Source organism: Alkanindiges illinoisensis DSM 15370 (genome assembly GCF_000619845.1).
Taxonomy (GTDB): domain Bacteria; phylum Pseudomonadota; class Gammaproteobacteria; order Pseudomonadales; family Moraxellaceae; genus Alkanindiges; species Alkanindiges illinoisensis.
Genome location: NZ_JHUX01000003.1, coordinates 509348 through 527039, shown reverse-complemented (window position 1 = coordinate 527039; position 17692 = coordinate 509348). Strand labels below are relative to the sequence as shown.

The following is a 17692-nucleotide window of genomic DNA, read 5'->3' as shown; positions in this document are numbered from 1 at the left end:
GACTTGCCACTGCCCTCGCTTAAGCCTTTCGCTGCTTCCTGCTGTTGTACATTGTCACTCTGACCACTTAATTGCTGCAATAACTGCACAACAAACTCAATTCGCTCACTGGTGTCCTGCAACTGGGCAGAAATTTTCAAGCGCTGACCGCCTTCCATCCGGTACATGGTGGGTTTGGACTGCATCAGCTTGATAATAGTAATTGCCTCAACCGGGGTATCTGGTGAAAACTCAATCATGCCGCCATTGACATTAACATCCATTTTTTCAATGCCCAGGCTTTCCGCCTTAATTCGCATTTGATGCACGGCAAACAGGTTTTGCGCAGGCTTTGGCAGCAGACCAAAACGGTCGATCATTTCCATACGAATGTCATTGAGCTTGTCGACTTCTGATACATTACTGATGCGCTTGTAAAACAATAGACGCTGATGTACATCACTCAGGTAATCATCCGGAATCAGGGCTGGCATATGCAGGTTAATTTCCGAGGTTAACGACAGCGGCGCATCCAGATTGGGTGATTTTCCGTTTTGAATCGCCTTGGTGGCACGCTCCAGCATGTCCATATACAGGCTATAGCCAATAGCCTGCATGTTGCCACTTTGCTCCTCACCTAGTAGCTCACCTGCCCCACGAATTTCCAGATCTTCAGTCGCCAGCAAAAAGCCAGCACCCAGATTAGACGCACGCTGAATGGCATCTAGCCGTTTTTCCGCATCACCCTTTAAGTGCTTGATTGAAGGCACCAGCAAATAGGCATAAGCCTGATGATGGGAACGTCCTACCCGTCCACGCAACTGGTGCAACTGGGCAAGTCCCAGCTTGTCGGCCCGTTCAATAATGATGGTATTAGCACTGGGTACATCAATGCCGGTTTCAATAATGGTAGAACACACCAGCACATTAAACTGCTTGTGATAAAACTGCTGCATCACCTGTTCCAGCTCGCGCTCACGCATTTGCCCATGCGCTACGGCAACGCGGGCTTCTGGCAGCAAGCGACGCAATTCTTCTGCGGCACGCTCAATGGAATCCACATCGTTATGCAGGAAATACACCTGACCGCCACGCAGCAATTCACGCAAAATGGCTTCTTTCACCGTGGGGTTGTTATGTTCCATCACAAAGGTTTTCACAGCCAGACGGCGGGCGGGCGGCGTGGCAATAATGGATAGGTCACGCATGCCGGAAAAAGCCATATTTAAAGTACGTGGAATCGGTGTCGCCGTTAAGGTCAGCATGTCCACATCGGCACGCAAAGCCTTGATTTTTTCCTTGTCGCGCACGCCAAAACGGTGTTCTTCATCAACAATCATCAGGCCCAGATCATGAAACTGGATGCCTTGCTGTAATAATTTATGCGTACCAATGACAATATCCACCTTGCCTTCACTTAAATCGGCAATGGCTTTTTTCTGATCTTTGGTAGAGCCAAAACGCGACAGGACTTCAATACGCACCGGCCAATCAGCAAAACGATCCTTAAAGTTTTCATAATGCTGTTGCGCCAGCAGCGTCGTAGGAACCAGTACCGCCACCTGCTTGCCTGCATGTACAGCCACAAATGCTGCGCGCATGGCCACTTCGGTTTTACCAAAGCCCACATCGCCACACACCAGCCGATCCATCGGCTTATCCTGACTCATATCATATAGCGTGCCTGCAATGGCATTGGCCTGATCCAGTGTTTCTTCAAAGGCAAAGCTATTGGCAAACTGCTGGTAGGCATGTTCATCTATATCAAATGCCAAGCCCGGTTTGGCCTGCCGACGCGCCTGAATGTTTAACAGCTCTGCGGCCACATCATGGATTTTTTCCAGTGCCTTTCGTTTGGCCTTGTTCCAGGTATCCGTGCCCAGTTTGTGCAACGGTGCATGATCTGGATCACCGCCACTATAACGGCTGATCAGTTGCAGGTTGGCAACCGGCACATACACCTTGGCGTTATCGGCATAATCAACCTGCAAAAACTCATGAGTTTGTTCGTCAATTTCCAGTGTCACCAAACCGCCATAACGTCCTACGCCATGGTCAATATGCACAACTGGCGCGCCAATCGACAGCTCGGCCAGACTTTTCACCAGAAATTCTTCAGACACTTCGCTGCTTTTGCGACGTCGACGCTGCACTACGCGTTGTTCAAAAAGCTGGTTTTCAACAATCAATACAAAATCTTCAAGTAGTAGCCCACGTTCCAGTGGTGCCACCGCAATAGCCACCTGATGACTGCTTTGCAAAAATTCCTGCAAACTGTCACAGACTGCTAGATCGCGCCAGACTGATTTAAACAGCTCCTTTAAGCCTTCACGGCGTCCGGCACTTTCGGCCACAATCAGCACGCGGCCCTTAAACAAATCAATAAAGTTTTTCAGGTTAATGAGTGAATCACTCACTTTATGATCAATTGGCAGCTTGGGTGGTAGATTTGCCACCACGTTAAACACACCAGCGCGCTCACTGATGGGATTTTCCGACAGCACCAGTCTGCCAAAGCTTTTCAGACGGCCAAATAGCTCATTTACGGTGAGAAACAGTTCATTCGGCGGCAAAATCGGCTGGTCAATATTATGGCGGCGGTCTTCATAACGCTGGGTGACTTCCTGCCAGAAACTGTTCAGGCAATCCTCAACAGCAATATCAGTGGCAATCAGTGTGTCTTTTGGCAAATAGTCAAATAGTGTACCGCCTTCAATAAACTCATCACGGCTAAAGAACAGAGGCTGATAATATTCCAGACCCGGCGCAGCGATGCCATTTAACACATCCTGATAGAGCGGCATTTTCTTGGGGCTGGCCTGCGGGAACAACTCAGCAAAACGTGCCCGAAACTCACCGCGCCCTTCGATTAATGGAAATTCCCGCGCAGGCAACAAGGTAAATTGCGAAATTTGCTCCGTCGTGCGCTGGGTTTCCACATCAAAATGGCGCAGGGTTTCAATTTCATCATCAAATAAATCAATACGAATCGGAGCTTGCTGACCCGTAGGAAAAATATCCATCAGGCTGCCACGTACTGCAAACTCACCTGGTTCAAATACAGTATCCACAGCACGATAACCAGCCCGTGTCAGACGCTGGCGTTCATTTTCCACATCAAATTTCTGGCCTTTGCGGATATCAAAATGCTGCCCCAGCAACCAGCTTGGCGGCGCAATGCGCTGGCTTAAAGTACTGGCTGCAATGAGCACAATACCGCTTTGTGGCATATTGGCCAGTAGCGCCAAGCGCTCAGATACAATTTCCTGATGCGGTGACAGGCGATCATACGGCAGGGTTTCCCAGTCTGGGAACAGATACGGTTTAATGCCAAAAAAATGCAGCTCTTCTTCGATTTGTGCCACTTGGGTGGTATTACGCGCCACCATGACAATAAGCTGTTTTGAGTCTTGATTGGATTTAACCAGTTCACTCAGCAGCAGCGATGGCAATGCACCCGCCAAATTGCCAATCCAGCGCCGCTCACCTGCCGGTATTTGTTGTAAGTTGCTTTGTTCAAAGTTTTCAGCAATGGATGGCAAAAGCAGTTCGGTCATGGTCGAAGATAATTTTTTTAAATGAAAGGAATGGCTTAATGGTAGCAGTGTTTGGCGTTTCAGGCACGTTGCTTATGTGTGAATCCATAGTCTATCTTCACCTACAAAATGGGTGTAAAAGTCTTTTGCTTTTAATCATGCATTAACGGATTTTCTCTAATTTTTAATTTTAATATTTTCTAAATCTTAGTTTGATGAGTACTGTATCTTAATTGATTTTAATAAGTTCAAATGATAGTCTTACCTGTGTCTTACTTCAAGGACTTTGCAATGGAAACCACTAATCTATCCAAGGCGCCTACAGTAACCCGGCTTTCTAGTAAAGGGCAGGTGATTATTCCCAAAGCTATCCGAACAGCTCATCAATGGCAGAGTGGCGCAGAATTTAATGTTATAGATACCCCGGAGGGCGTATTGTTACAACCTAAAGCTCTATTTGCTCCAAGTAGCTTAAATGAAGTGGCAGGCTGTCTTCCTGTTGTAATTAAAAAAACACAACATGAAATAGACATTGCTATTGCTCAGAAGTTAAAGCAGGAATGGCATGATAGCAATTAATACCAACATTATTATTCGTCTTTTAACCCATGATGACAGTAAGCAATACGATATTGCCTATCAGCTTTTTCAAAGTTCAGTTATTTATATTGCTGACTCAGTGATATTAGAGAGTGAATGGGTACTACGCTACGCTTATGACTTTTCAGCTACACAAATTTCCAATGCGATGACTAAATTATTTGGTTTACCAAATATCATTCTGGATAACCCTGCTTTAATCGCTCAAGTGATCAACTGGTATAGTCAGGGATTAGATTTTGGTGATGCCATGCATCTGGCAAAGTGTGAACAGGTTAGCCAATTGAAAACCTTTGACCACAAGTTTATAAAAAAAGCCGCAGGTTTAAGTTTATGTCAGGTTACGCTGGCTGGTTAGCCTTTCTTTGTAGAAAAGATTTTCATTACTCGATTTTCCATAAAAAAGGGATACCCGTCTGAGTATCCCTTTTATGTGCCTGTACTAGAAACAGGCGTTAAATTACCCAAACATGGTGCCTAGGAACAGGCATGCTGGGCAATGCGTATTGCTTAAATTTACTATCAACCTGTTACAACCTCAATGCAAGCCATCATTGATGAACAACCAGCAAACTTGTAAGCAGATTTTAATATAGCATTTGAGCAGTCCTAAACTTCTTTAACAAACAAATCACGGTCAAAGCGCAACTGTGGCCAGAACACACCATCATCGGCCCGCTCACCTGCACCAATCACCATAATCGGGAATTCTTCATCTTTCAAATCCAGCAGCTTGCGCACACGTGGCTCATCAAAACCTTCCATCATGCAGCTATCAAATCCATGTGCACGCAAGGCCAGAACCAGATTTTCACAAGCCAGCGCTGTACTTTTGGCTGCCCACAAGCGCGCGTCCGCATGGGTAAACGCAGTGACCGGCAAGGGCTGAAATTGCCCAACAATACTAAATGCTACTTTTTTGGCAGCGCCCAAGGTATTTAAAAAGCCGGTTTTATAATTATAGGCAATCAGGCTGTAATATTGCTTTACTGGCTTTGGAGTTTTTGGCATTGGCCAGTACTTCAGGTTGTTTTTGGCCATTTCATCCAGACGGTCAGTACGTGCCACGCAGACAATCAGTTCAGCCGCGGTTTTAGCAGCCAACTGGCTCATACAGGCTTTCACCAGCTTGGATTTTTTCTCCGGGCTGCGCACCACATAAAATGTCCACGGTTGCAGGTTGGATGAATTCGGGGCCAGTAACGCCATGTCCAGACAGTCATCCAGCACAGCCTTGGGAATTTGTGTATTGGTAAACTTTCGAACGGAACGGCGACTGGTCACTACTTTTTTAAAATTTTCCACACTAATATCAGCTGGCGCTGGTTCAAAATAGCGCTCTTTACCATCAATTTGAATGGTAGATAAGCTGTCCTGCGGCATTTGCTGTGGTGATGGCTGATTTTGTAAATTGTTGTCCTGAGTGCGTGAGGCAGACTTAGTCATTGAAATATCCAGATTTAATATGAATAACTTCACGCTATAACAGCATTAATAAACCGTCAAGTTTAATATTTGGGCTATTCGGTAATAATTTTATCAAAAGCAATGGGTGCAAAACTAAGATCTTAAAAGCCATGCAATAAAAAACCCCAATAGTTATCAGGGCTTTTATTAATCATATTTAAACTTTACTGATTAGACCTGTTTAATCATTCGCATTTTCAGCCAGCGTCACAATGCCAATATACGGCAAGTGACGATAGAACTGTGCATAATCCAGTCCAAAGCCCACAATGAATTTGTCGGGAATGGAAAAGCCAATATATTTAACCGGCACTTCAACTTCACGCCGTGAGGGCTTGTCAATTAAGGTACAAATTTCCAGAGAAGCAGGTTTACGCAGTAAAAACAGGTCGCGTACCTTACTTAAGGTATTACCCGAATCAATGATGTCTTCCACAATCAGCACATGCGTATTTTCAATGCTTTCATCCAGATCCTGCACAATTTTCACATCACGCGAGCTGGTGGTATTGTTGCCATAACTGGACACCGTCATAAAATCCACTTGATGCGATACGGTAATTTCACGGCACAAATCAGCCATAAAAATGAATGAACCCCGCAACAAGCCAATCAGTAACAGGTTGGAACCTGCATGCTGGTAATCCTGATTAATTTGCGCGGCAAGCTCCTTGATTCGTGCTTTAATTTGTTGCTCACTAATCATGACATCAACATGGTGGTTCATGGCTAATCTCTCACTGACGGGTTTTACAGGTAGCGCGGTGCAAGTGCTGCACTTTCAGGTCTGAGCTTGCAATGCAGGCGTGATCAAACACACGTATGCATTATGGACTGCTCAATAAAAAACGATGCAACTGAATGATGCATCGTTTTTGAAAAAGGCGGCTATTTTAACCAGAAAACTGCATTAATGTGGCATATTTTGCAACAATTTTGCGTTAAGCATAGGTTTTGTTCAGATAGTCGAGAATATCTTTTGACTCATACAAACTAATACCTGTATTGGGATCAACCAGATAAGGCACCTGTAAGCGCCCCTGCACGGCGTAAACACCAGCACGCTTGCCACCAGCAATCGGTACATATTTACCCGGCTTTAAGCGCAGTTTGGCTGGCCCGATGTCCTGCCAGCGCTCTTTGGCGACATTATGTAATACATAAGGCAGTTCCAGTTCAGACAGACGCTCACGCACCAGACGCGTATAAGGACTGCCTTCAAAGCTCCATAGCTCCAACAACTGGTCTGGCACAGCTTTTTGGACATTGTTTTTTTCTGCCATCAAGCCATTGATTCCGCCAGCAATGGTCACTAAAAATCCGCCTACTGGAATTTTGGGTAGGTTCTGGTATTTACTCGGCGTTTTGCCATTCTTACCATAAGTTTTGAATAAATAATCAATAATATCCTGTGATTCCAGCAGTTTGATGCCTGTGTTTTCATCTACCAGAAATGGAAACTGGGTTTTACCTGCTAGTTGCTTGACCTGCGGACGAAAACGCGTGCCTTTTTTGGGGCAGGGATAAATTTCCACATCCAGATTCAGCATGGTAAGCACTTCACGCACACGACGGCAATACGGTGACGCTTCAAAGTCATACAGGCGAATAGGTTTTGCTGGCTGATTGGGATTTGGCGTGCCCATTACCCCGCGCCCGCCCTCCAAAATGGTGGCCAGCACAGAACGCAGGACTTTGGCTTGATGTACGATCATAATTTTCTCAACTCAATTCTTTAGTAAAAAATGGCGTTTATAGTGCGGCAAGTTGCTGAGCCGCTATAAGTCGGTTAGTTTTTCAGCAGACACCAGAATGCCATTATTGTCTGCATAAATATAATGACCCGGTTCAATACTCACACCACCAAAATTTAAGGTCAGGCCAGTTTCACCCGCCCCCTTACGGTTACTTTTTTGTGGAATGGCTGCCAGTGCCTGCACACCCAGATCAAGCTGCACCAAAGCATCTACATCCCGCACACAGCCATACACAATCACACCAGCCCAGTTATGCTTGACGGCACTTTCGCCAATCAAATCACCCAGCAATGCACAGCGCATGGACGCACCGCCATCCACTACCAGTACCTTGCCAGCGCCTTCTGTGGCCAGTAATTCCTTCACCCGCGAGTTGTCCTCAAAACATTTCACTGTTACAACTTCACCACCAAATGCCTTGCGTCCACCAAAATTCCTGAATGATTTACCATCAATGGATGGGCTCATTACCTGAGTTTGTGGATGGTCATCCAGTAAATCACAGGTTACAAAATCAGGCGCTACAACGGTTACAGTGGTCATGCAGGAGTCTCCAGGGTCATATTGAGTAAATCGGTGTTGGAATAAACAGTTTTGCCATAACTGATCTGGCCAGTAGTAAGGCATGTGGCCGTCAGATACATGGCCTGTGCTACCCGCTCAGCCTCAATGGGACGATAGCGCCAGTCCGCAGGCAATAAATGCTGGCCCAGTATAAAGGCTTTTTGTGCCATGCTTTCCATCAAGCGCTGATCACGATGCTGACCTAGCAGCAGGGATGGCTGAAAAATGGACAAACGATCAAAACACAACTGCTCAATAGCGCGTTCAAGCTGGCCTTTAATCCGGTTATAAAATATTGGGGAATCAGATTTAGCACCGGTAGCACTCAGCAATAAAAAGTGTTGTGCACCCAGTTCCTTGACGATTTGGGCAAAATTCAGGTTATAGGTTAAATCAACCTGACTGAACTGTTGCTTGCTACCTGCTTGTTTCAAGGTGGTACCCAGTGTGCTAAAGGCATCTGCGTCCTGTAAATCCAGCCGGGTCAGCATTTTTTCAAGCCGCCCAAAGTCAGGAATGACAATTGTTTCCAGCGACTGCTCGGGAGCCGTGCCCAACAGTGCAGCAGGTGTTTGCCGCACCACCTGATAGATTGTCCGATAATGTCTGGAAGCTAGAAGTTTCTCTACCAGCAAAGAACCAACCAGCCCGGTTGCTCCAATGACAATAGCACTTTTTTGCCGTGAGTCAGCCTGAAACACTGTCATAAGGAAAAATCGCCTATGTTATTGTTTTACCGAATCATACAAGAGCAGAATGTCAGCATAAAGGTTTATTGATTAAAATAATGTTCAAATCTGGTGGCAAAGTGCTGAGACTGCACGCTTATATAGCATTCAGGCTTGACTTTAGGCATCATTTTGGGCAGAATTCGCCACTTGTTTACGGGCTGGGTTGTTAGCAACCTAAATGCGCATGTAGCCATATTATCCAGTGTTAATGGTGGATGGACACATGAGCAACGCAACAAGGCCCGCCCATAACTAATCTATTTTTCAAGGAGTGCACGAGTGGCAAACTCTGCTCAGGCTAAAAAACGCGCCCGTCAAAACGTGAAAGCGCGTCAACACAACGCAAGCTTGCGTTCCATGGTTCGTACCTACATCAAAAAAGTAGTGAACGCAATTGCTGCTGGCGAACACGCTGTAGCAAGCGAAGCCTACAAGAAAGCTGTTCCGGTTATCGACCGCATGGCTGACAAAGGCATTATTCACAAAAACAAGGCTGCTCGTCATAAGAGCCGTCTGAATGCCCATATTAAGGCATTGGCTAGCAAATAATTTGCATAGTCACTAAAAAGTCATTATTGGTGATGCTAGTCGTCACTAAAAATGATTTTTCAAAAGGCTCACTTCGGTGAGCTTTTTGCATTTACTGAACAAAAATATACCCAAGAAAGCGGCATGGACTACTTGCTCAAAAAGAGCTATTCACTATTTTGCCTGATTTTTTTGAGCATTTTGATCAAATCATTCGTAAAACAGGCGTGGCAGAATCGAAAGCAATTTGCAATGGAAACTGCCTGATGAATCCTAACCCGCTGTACTACACGCCTGACCACCTCGCATTTGCCGACACCATCCGCAAGTTTACCGCGCAGGAAATTACTCCCTTTGTCAACGAATGGGACGAGGCTGGCACCTTTCCACGCGAGTTGTATAAGAAAGCTGCTGATATTGGACTGTTAGGGCTGGGTTATCCAGAAGCCTACGGCGGCACACCTGATGTCGATGCATTTTATACCATGCTGGCCTCAATTGAGCTGGCGCAGTGTAGTTCAGGTGGTCTATTGGCGTCCCTACTGTCACACAGCATTGGCGCGCCACCTATTAAAAATTTCGGCAGTGATGAATTAAAAGCCAGGGTACTTCCACAGATTTTATCCGGTGAGAAAATCTCGGCACTGGCCATTACCGAACCCGGCGGTGGCTCAGATGTTGCTGCGCTTAAAACCCGTGCTGTCCGTGATGGCGACCACTACATTGTGAGCGGTGAAAAAACCTTTATTACCTCCGGTATTCGTGCCGATTACTACTCGGTTGCCGTGCGCACTGACCCTGATGCTAAAGGCGCAAATGGAATTTCCATGCTGCTGGTTGAAGGCAACACACCGGGCCTTTCCAAATCCCCACTGGATAAAATGGGCTGGTGGGCTTCAGATACAGCCCATCTGCACTTTGATGAATGTCGTATTCCGGTGAGCAATCTGCTTGGCCCGGAAAACATGGGCTTTCTAGTCATCATGCAAAACTTCAATATGGAGCGCTTCTGGCTGGCTGCCTCGTCCTACGGGTTTGCCAAGGTCTGCTATGAAGATGCGCTGGCTTGGGCAAAGGATCGCAAAACCTTTGGCAAGCGGCTGGTGGATCATCAGGTGATGCGGCATAAGCTGGTGGATATGGCCACCCAGTTGCAAACCACACGCGCACTGCTGGAAGATACAGCCTGGAAACTGGGCCAGCCTGACCAACAAGGTTCCGATCTGGTGGCACAAATCTGTATTTTAAAAAATGTGGCAACACGTGCCATGCAGTTTTGTGCAGATGCAGCAGTGCAAACGCTAGGCGGCATGGGCTATATGCGCGGTACACGGGTTGAACGCATTTACCGTGAGGTTAAGGTCAACATGATTGGTGGCGGTGCAGAGGAAATCATGAAAGACCTGGCCAGCCGTCAATTGGGCTACTGATTTTAAGCGCACAGCCATTTGGTCTGACTGTTATTCAAGGTGTTTGTATCTATCAGGGTATTATGGTTTGCTATAATGCCCTTTTTATTTCATTTAGGTATTTATGGCGATTGCAGTAGCGATTTTCATGGGTATTGTGATTGGTGGCCTGCTCACCTACTTTATGCTGTCCAATAGTCGTAATAGCAGTGTAGTAGCCGAATATGAGCAGAAAATCCAGCAGCTTCAGTTAGCCCATCAGGAGGAAATCCAGCGGGCAGTTAAAAAAAGCCTGAACACCAGCCGCGCAACGATCAAAGGCCGCGTCGCCGAACAATTTGCTCCATTGTTACCCGAATTTGAATACCTGCCTTCTGATGCCAAGTTTCTGGGTGATCCAGTCGATTACGTAATTTTTGATGGCTATACCGACTGGCGTGACGGTAACTTGCCCAGCGACGCCATTGAAGTCATTTTAATGGATATTAAAAGTGGGCAGGCACGCTTAAGTCAAGGCCAGCTTGCCATTGCTGAGGCTATCAAGCATGGTCGCGTTCGTTTTGAGACCTTAAGAATTAATGTAGAGGATGACACTGATATGGCTAACGATGACCGGAGGCCGGATTTGTCCATTCAGCAATCTGATGACCATTCTAACAACTATTTTGATTACGATTTTGACAAAACCATGCTGAAGTAAGCGGATGGCAGTTGGGTTAACGCAAATCTTTAAACGCTACAAATCACCATCGCTACCACTCCGAAACACCACTGTCATTTTTATGCATATAATCCGGTATTTGCGCGTCTTCCCGAAATTTCTCGCCTTTAAATACATTAATGATTTCTATATTATCCTGAATCTGTGAGTTAAAGTTTTCCAGCTCAGCAGCAGGTATCCATAACTCTTGACAAAAAGAATCGCCAACCACTTTGACTTCAAATTGGCTTAAATAGGCATCCGGCATTTTAAAGCGAGTTACATAGCCTACATAACCACCACCTTGATCCTACGTGTTCCACTCTTTGGCAATTTTTTCAGCATATTGCTGTGTTAATACCGGATAAAAAATAGGTTGCCAATATAATCTGGGTGGAAATTTTTTAAAGCCGCTTTCTTTAATTATTTGATATTCAAATAATCCAACTGGTCTGTATAAGTACATTTTTATGGCCTACCTTAAACATTTTGAACTTTAAACTGATAATGCTGACCGCGCCAGATCCAGTTCACACGACTGCTTTCAAAACTATCCCCGTCAAACCATAAAAACGCGCCTTCCATCATGTCAGGCCAGTCCTTGCGCTCAATTGTGGTTTGCCCTGCCATCACCGCAAACAGGGCTGCCAGAATAGTGTCATGGCTTACCGCCAGCAATAAATGATTATCCTGCCTAGGCAAATGATCAAATAGTAGGCGCAAAATATCCTGCGCGCCCTGCACCGGAATTTTCATCCCGGGCAACTGGTTGCTTAAAAAACAGTTAATAAATTTTAATGCCCCATACTGCTTGAAACGCGGCCCGGCCTGCGCAATATCTAGCACAAAACTACCCGGTTCCACCAACAGGTTATGCTGGTTAATCGTTAATAGGGAAGTTTCTGCCTGCTGTGGATCAAGCGGGGTTTCGATAGTGGCTTGTGCCCCTTTTAGCATTTCGCTTGCGGTATCAACACAGCGCGGAATGGGACTGCTCAGACAGGCTGCAATTTGCAAATCGGTATTTGCTGACAGCCATCTGCCCCACTCAAAGGCCAGATTACGGCCAACCGGCGTTAATGGCAGTTGATAGCTGGCAAAGCCATTGCTGTCAGCAGGCTCGCGAATGGAATGACGTGTAAGCAACACCAAGGGCTGATTGCCTTTGGGCAGCAGCTCAATGGCCTTAAACATGGAAGCAGGCAAATGTTGGGTTAAAGCACTGGTCACGTCATTTTTAAATCAGGCAAACTGGTCACTGACTATATCACGAGTCAGGCACAAAATTGGGCCTATGTCAGCGCTTTTAGGGTTTCCTGAGCGGCCTGTAAAGCAGAGGATAGGAAATCATTTTGCCGCACTGCCATAAAATGCCCATTGAGCAAATCATGGCGCTGGTTATAGGCAAATGGGCGTCCCTGCAAGTCATACACGCCGCCACCTATGGCTTCCAGCAAGCCTTGCCCTGCCGCAGTATCCCACTCGCTGGTGGGGTGAAAACGCGGATACACATCAATTTCCCCCTCAAGCATCAGGCAAAACTTGTAAGCACTTCCGGCATTTTTGCAGTCAAAGGTTTGCTGGCGTTCATGCAACACTTGCTTAAACTGCTGATACACTTTCCATTCACTACGACGACTAATCGCAATCTGCCAACTGCTTAAATTGACAGGTTTTGGTCGAATCTCCTGCCACAGCAAACTGTCCCCAGCTTCATCAATCCGATATAGCGGCTGGTTTTTGCGGGTTAAATATATGCGCTTTAAAGTTGGAATACCAATAATGGCTAACTGCACTACGCCGTGATGGATCAGCGCAATATTTACGGTAAATTCACCGGTTTTATTAATAAACTCACGCGTGCCGTCCAATGGATCAACCAACCAGAATTCATGCCAGTCAAAGCGCAGCTTATAGTCTGAGGATTCTTCAGATAGTACCGGAATTAGTGGATTAATCTTTTTTAGGCCCTGCTCAATCAGGTGATGCGCGGCCATATCCGCTTCCGTGACTGGTGACTTATCGGCTTTACTGGAAATCTGCAATACTTGGTTTTGCTGGTAATCCTGATAAAATTCACACAACAGATGATTGACGCTCTTTACCAGTTCTACCAGCAACTGAATAGACTGATCCGCCTTTAAAATCGCTGGACTTTCAACTGTTGATTCTGCAACTGTTGCGCTTTCAACCACTGCATCATTAATCGGCATCTCATCCGGCATGGGTTTATCTTCTATCATTTTTCACTTCATTATTTACAGGAAATGGTTTTGAACATTAACTGGCAAGCAATTGATCTCGTCATGTTTGACATGGACGGAACCCTACTTGATCTGGCGTTTGATAATCTGTTCTGGCAGCAGGCGGTGCCACAGGCATGGGCAGCCTTGCATCGGCATCCTTTTGATCATGCGCTGGAATTGCTTAAGCCGCAATTCAAGGCACAGGAAGGCACGCTAAACTGGTATTCCCTGCCTTACTGGAGCAATGCGCTTAACCTTGATCTAACCACGCTGAAAATTCAATATCAAGATCATATTTGTCTGCGCCCGCATGCCTTACAGTTGCTGCATGACCTTAAAATGGCCAATAAAAAACTGTGGCTGGTGACCAATGCACATCCGATTGTGCTCAATGTCAAAATGCAAAAAACCGGAATTGCCCACTGGTTTGATCATCTGATCTCAAGCCATGACCTAGGTTTTGCCAAGGAACAGGAATTATTCTGGCATAAGCTGGCAGCCCAGTATCCTTTTGATAAAAAAAGAACAATTTTCGTGGATGATAGTGAACCAGTATTACAGGCTGCGCAACATTATGGCATTCAACATGTTTATGGCATTGTGCAACCAGATAGTAAATTACCGGCACGTCAGCAGTTGAAATTTCCGGCAATAGACCAATTAAATGAACTAAGCAGCAGCTTATTATCCATTCAGGTTGAGGAATGATTGACCCCTAACAGGTCTAATGGAATGTTAATGAAAAAAAACCAAACGCTGGACACTCAGCGCTCAGATGCTCAATTATCCCCGAACGCACTGCAAAGCATGCGCATTGACAAATGGCTGTGGGCCGCCCGTTTTTTTAAAACCCGTAGCATTGCCAAGGAAGCCATTGAAGGCGGCAAAGTGCATTATGACGGTGACCGCGTCAAGGTCAGTAAAGAAGTCCGCATTGGCATGGAGCTGACCATCCGGCAGGGATTTGATGAGAAAACTGTGGTGATCAAGGCCTTGTCGGAAGTGCGTGGCGGTGCGCCTCAGGCACAGCTTTTATACGAAGAAACGCCACACAGTATTGCCAAGCGCGAGTTTTATAGCAGCCAGCGCAAACTGGCCAATCTGGCACGTCCAGACCATCGTCCAAGCAAGCGTGACCGTCGTCATATCAATCAATTTAAGCATGAAAATTCAATTACTTACAGTACTGATGATGAAGGCTATTAATAGCCTTTAGTCCACGACAAGCTATGTCGTTTTACTTGTTTTCCCCCTGTTCACCTACCCTGTTTTTTGGCATGATGTGCTTGCCCAAGTTGCAAATCAGATGTAGTCGACCCAAGGCATCCACTTTAGTTTTGAAAGCAATCAGCGTATAAACGCGATACAGTTAATGAGGTTTATGAGATGGATGAGAATAAAAGCAAGGCATTAAGTGCAGCTTTAAGTCAAATTGAAAAACAATTCGGTAAGAATACCGTTATGCGCTTGGGCGACAACACCGTACAAGCCATTGAGGCCGTATCGACTGGTTCTTTGAGTCTGGATATTGCGCTCGGTATTGGCGGTCTGCCAAAAGGCCGTATTATCGAAATCTATGGCCCGGAATCTTCCGGTAAAACCACCATGACCCTGCAAGTGATTGCCGAGTGTCAAAAAGCCGGTGGTACAGCAGCCTTTATCGATGCCGAGCATGCGCTTGATCCGCAATATGCACGCAAGCTGGGTGTTGATATTGATAACCTGCTGGTATCACAGCCAGACCATGGTGAACAGGCACTGGAAATTGCCGACATGTTGGTGCGCTCTGGTGCAGTTGACCTGATTGTTGTGGATTCTGTTGCTGCCCTTACCCCTAAAGCTGAAATTGAAGGCGAAATGGGTGATTCACACATGGGTCTGCAAGCCCGTCTGATGAGTCAGGCACTGCGTAAAATTACCGGTAATGCCAAGCGCTCCAACTGCATGGTGATCTTCATTAACCAGATCCGTATGAAGATTGGCGTAATGTTCGGTAGCCCGGAAACCACCACTGGTGGTAATGCCCTGAAATTCTATGCGTCTGTGCGTCTGGATATTCGCCGCATTGGCGCCGTGAAGGAAGGTGATGAAATCACTGGTTCTGAAACTCGCGTTAAAGTAGTGAAAAACAAAATGGCTCCGCCGTTCCGTGAAGCGCTGTTCCAGATCATGTACGGCAAAGGCACCAACCGTCTGGGTGAACTGGTCGACCTTGCGGCCAATCAGGAAATCGTGCAGAAATCCGGTGCCTGGTATGCCTATAAGGGTGCCAAGATTGGTCAGGGTAAAAATAACGTGATTCGTTATTTTGAAGAAAACCCGGCCATTGCTGCCGAAATTGATGCACAGGTTCGTGATCAATTGCTGGTTAAAGTTGATCCGGCCAAGCTACAGGAAGACGATGATGAGCGTGAACCAAGTCTGGCTGAACTGGACTTGTAAAACGCCCTGCCTTAAAAGGTATGGTTTTCTGACTGTTTAGACAAACGCCTTTATAGTTAATCCTGTAAAGGCGTTTTGTTTTTAGGCTATAGGTGAATCAGATAAATTCTTTCTCTTACTGGTACGAGCATGAAAAATTTTCAAAAAAATAGTGATCTGCCCAAACCTGCAGGCAGCTTAAAAGGCCAGCGCTTGCGCAGTACTGCCTTTGCCTTGCTGGCCAAACGTGAGCACTCCAAGCAGGAACTCAAAAGCAAATTGCTGCTGTACGGTGCCAGCCCTGAAGAGCTTGAGCCATTGCTGGCAGAACTGACAGGCAACGATTATCAAAGTGATGAACGCATGGCTGGCATGCTGGTGCGCGCCAATATGCGTAAAGGCCGCGGCCCGGCCCGTATCCAGCAGGAATTAAAAAAGCATCATATTGAGGCCGAGCTGGCTGAGGAAGATATTGAGCAGGTCAACTGGCTGCAACAGGCTATGGAACTGCGCATGCGTAAATTTGGTGAAGAACTGCCTATCGAGCAAAAGGAAAAAGCGCGTCAGGTGCGTTTTTTGCAGTACCGTGGTTTTAATCTGGATATCTGTTTTAAGGCCATTACCAGAAATAGTATGGACGATGAGTAAAGGACTGAGGTAATTTCAAACAAGGAAAAAAGTCTGGTTTTTGGCTTTTATGGTTTATTAATTTTTATCAGTATGGTGGCAACCCCATCAGCTTACCTTCGGCACATCACTAACCTGCTACCGTTGCTACCTTCCGGTCCTGGCGGGGTTCACAAGCAGTCATTGCGAAGACACCAATGGGGTCACCATTGCAAGGGCAAGTATAGTGATTATTCGGGCTAATGCAAGACCAAAGCCGTTCAAAACTTGTGCATCTGGTTAAGTTTGCTTTGTTTCCCCAGAAATACAATTAATAATTCAAATGCTTTATATATGATTAAATCAATCAGTAAAATAATAACTTTAAAGCCAGCTATTTATAGTGAGTTAGAATAGTTTATTATTAACTTTCTTATCATTAAAATAATAAAACCTGTGCTTTAATTATGTATAAAGCCACCCTTAAACAAAGGTGGCTTTATGGTTAAAAATTATCATGAATTAATACTTAAAAATAATCAATACTTAGCCATCAGACTGTCTGCTAGGGTCTTCCTGAATCGTACTTTGAGGCTGGTTTGGCTGAGTTTGATTGGACTGGTGAGTTTGATTAAGTGGTTTGTGCTGACTGTTTTGATCTTGCCAGTTCATCTGGCCACTCTGCCCACCTTGCTGGTTCATCTGATTGTTCTGGTCTTTCTGGTTTTGTTGATTCATCTGGTTATTCTGACCAGCCTGATTCATCTGGTTGTTCTGATTTTGCTTCTGCTGATTGTGTTGATTCTGGCTTTGGTCATTGCCGGGTGTTTGCTGATTGTACTGACTTTGGTTGTTCATATCAGACTGGTTTTGCTGGTTCTGATTATTCATGCCGGTCTGGTTGTTCATGCCAGACTGATTATTCATACCGGCTTGGTTTTGCTGGTTCATCTGGTCATTCTGGTTTTGCTGATTCTGCTGGGTTCCCTGACGTTCGCCATATCCTTGCGCGTTGTTGCCTATATTGTTACCCATACTATTATTAGACTGATTACTCATAGTGCACCTACCTTGACGATTAATGACTACCGGAAATTCGGTACATCCAACATAGCCGTAATAAACAAGTTACGATGTTTTAAAACCAT

Annotated in this window: 17 protein-coding genes, 1 other RNA gene and 2 pseudogenes; 9 read left to right on the top strand and 11 right to left on the bottom strand. The window is 45.7% G+C overall.

All coding sequences use genetic code 11. The annotated features are described in order from the left end of the window. Positions 1 to 68: 68 nt before the first annotated feature. Positions 69 to 3536, bottom strand: a pseudogene (gene mfd, locus Q337_RS16525) (transcription-repair coupling factor); the annotation flags it as partial. A gap of 270 nt (positions 3537 to 3806) precedes the next feature. On the opposite strand from mfd, the gene Q337_RS16520 reads away from it, so the two are divergent. Then, on the top strand, positions 3807 to 4094 hold the full coding sequence (locus tag Q337_RS16520) for an AbrB/MazE/SpoVT family DNA-binding domain-containing protein (protein WP_034279163.1): 288 nt from the start codon (positions 3807 to 3809) through the stop codon (positions 4092 to 4094). Next, complete coding sequence (locus Q337_RS0102720; protein ID WP_026470280.1) at positions 4081 to 4473, top strand: type II toxin-antitoxin system VapC family toxin; 393 nt, start codon at positions 4081 to 4083, stop codon at positions 4471 to 4473. The genes Q337_RS16520 and Q337_RS0102720 overlap by 14 nt, the downstream gene beginning before the upstream one ends. Before the next feature lie 251 nt (positions 4474 to 4724). Here Q337_RS0102720 and Q337_RS0102715 read toward each other — a convergent pair whose 3' ends face one another. The 5 genes from Q337_RS0102715 to Q337_RS0102695 all read right to left on the bottom strand — a co-directional run bounded on the left by Q337_RS0102715 (position 4725) and on the right by Q337_RS0102695 (position 8610). Beyond that, positions 4725 to 5498, bottom strand: a complete 774-nt coding sequence (locus tag Q337_RS0102715) for a nitroreductase family protein (protein WP_051526707.1) — start codon at positions 5496 to 5498, stop codon at positions 4725 to 4727. A gap of 265 nt (positions 5499 to 5763) precedes the next feature. Then, positions 5764 to 6309 (bottom strand): hypoxanthine phosphoribosyltransferase, encoded by a 546-nt coding sequence (gene hpt, locus Q337_RS0102710; RefSeq protein ID WP_026470278.1) that lies wholly within the window; start codon positions 6307 to 6309, stop codon positions 5764 to 5766. A gap of 214 nt (positions 6310 to 6523) precedes the next feature. Continuing rightward, positions 6524 to 7297 (bottom strand): glutathione S-transferase N-terminal domain-containing protein, encoded by a 774-nt coding sequence (locus tag Q337_RS0102705; protein WP_026470277.1) that lies wholly within the window; start codon positions 7295 to 7297, stop codon positions 6524 to 6526. A gap of 63 nt (positions 7298 to 7360) precedes the next feature. Beyond that, the gene (gene rraA, locus Q337_RS0102700) at positions 7361 to 7882 is read right to left on the bottom strand and encodes a ribonuclease E activity regulator RraA (RefSeq protein WP_026470276.1); all 522 of its coding nucleotides are present in this window, start codon (positions 7880 to 7882) and stop codon (positions 7361 to 7363) included. Then, positions 7879 to 8610, bottom strand: coding sequence for an NAD(P)H-binding protein (locus Q337_RS0102695; protein ID WP_051526505.1), 732 nt, complete (start codon positions 8608 to 8610; stop codon positions 7879 to 7881). The genes rraA and Q337_RS0102695 overlap by 4 nt, the downstream gene beginning before the upstream one ends. A gap of 303 nt (positions 8611 to 8913) precedes the next feature. On the opposite strand from Q337_RS0102695, the gene rpsT reads away from it, so the two are divergent. From rpsT to Q337_RS16515, 3 genes and pseudogenes are all read left to right on the top strand, one after another. Further along, positions 8914 to 9183 (top strand): 30S ribosomal protein S20, encoded by a 270-nt coding sequence (gene rpsT, locus Q337_RS0102690; protein WP_026470274.1) that lies wholly within the window; start codon positions 8914 to 8916, stop codon positions 9181 to 9183. Between the two features lie 245 nt (positions 9184 to 9428). After that, positions 9429 to 10592 carry an acyl-CoA dehydrogenase family protein gene (locus tag Q337_RS0102680; RefSeq protein ID WP_026470272.1) on the top strand — a complete coding sequence of 388 codons (1164 nt, stop codon included), beginning with the start codon at positions 9429 to 9431 and terminating at the stop codon, positions 10590 to 10592. A gap of 103 nt (positions 10593 to 10695) precedes the next feature. Beyond that, positions 10696 to 11160 (top strand): annotated as a pseudogene (locus tag Q337_RS16515) (Holliday junction resolvase-like protein); the annotation flags it as partial. 163 nt (positions 11161 to 11323) lie between these two features. Here the strand turns inward: Q337_RS16515 and Q337_RS19155 are convergent. The 3 genes from Q337_RS19155 to Q337_RS0102660 form a co-directional block, all read right to left on the bottom strand. Then, positions 11324 to 11539: a hypothetical protein gene (locus Q337_RS19155; protein WP_228133066.1), complete on the bottom strand. Its 216-nt coding sequence runs from the start codon at positions 11537 to 11539 to the stop codon at positions 11324 to 11326. A gap of 212 nt (positions 11540 to 11751) precedes the next feature. Continuing rightward, complete coding sequence (locus tag Q337_RS0102665) at positions 11752 to 12465, bottom strand: histidine phosphatase family protein (protein ID WP_026470271.1); 714 nt, start codon at positions 12463 to 12465, stop codon at positions 11752 to 11754. A gap of 98 nt (positions 12466 to 12563) precedes the next feature. Beyond that, positions 12564 to 13514, bottom strand: a complete 951-nt coding sequence (locus Q337_RS0102660) for a 3'(2'),5'-bisphosphate nucleotidase CysQ family protein (RefSeq protein ID WP_051526504.1) — start codon at positions 13512 to 13514, stop codon at positions 12564 to 12566. A gap of 30 nt (positions 13515 to 13544) precedes the next feature. Here Q337_RS0102660 and yrfG point away from each other — a divergent pair, with 30 nt between their 5' ends. From yrfG to Q337_RS0102640, 4 genes are all read left to right on the top strand, one after another. After that, entirely contained in the window at positions 13545 to 14225 is a 681-nt protein-coding gene (gene yrfG, locus Q337_RS0102655; protein ID WP_169733734.1) for a GMP/IMP nucleotidase, read from the top strand. Positions 14226 to 14255: 30 nt separating this feature from the next. Further along, entirely contained in the window at positions 14256 to 14723 is a 468-nt protein-coding gene (locus Q337_RS0102650; RefSeq protein WP_051526503.1) for an RNA-binding S4 domain-containing protein, read from the top strand. A 180-nt stretch (positions 14724 to 14903) separates the two neighbouring features. Beyond that, positions 14904 to 15959: a recombinase RecA gene (gene recA / locus Q337_RS0102645; protein WP_026470267.1), complete on the top strand. Its 1056-nt coding sequence runs from the start codon at positions 14904 to 14906 to the stop codon at positions 15957 to 15959. Positions 15960 to 16088: 129 nt separating this feature from the next. Beyond that, a complete protein-coding gene (locus Q337_RS0102640; protein WP_034279162.1) occupies positions 16089 to 16586 on the top strand; it encodes a regulatory protein RecX in 498 nt (165 codons plus the stop codon). 82 nt (positions 16587 to 16668) lie between these two features. Here the strand turns inward: Q337_RS0102640 and ffs are convergent. Both ffs and Q337_RS19150 read right to left on the bottom strand, forming a co-directional pair. Beyond that, positions 16669 to 16765: signal recognition particle sRNA small type (gene ffs, locus Q337_RS18550), an RNA gene on the bottom strand. A gap of 325 nt (positions 16766 to 17090) precedes the next feature. After that, the gene (locus Q337_RS19150; RefSeq protein WP_156935681.1) at positions 17091 to 17603 is read right to left on the bottom strand and encodes a hypothetical protein; all 513 of its coding nucleotides are present in this window, start codon (positions 17601 to 17603) and stop codon (positions 17091 to 17093) included. Positions 17604 to 17692: the final 89 nt, after the last annotated feature.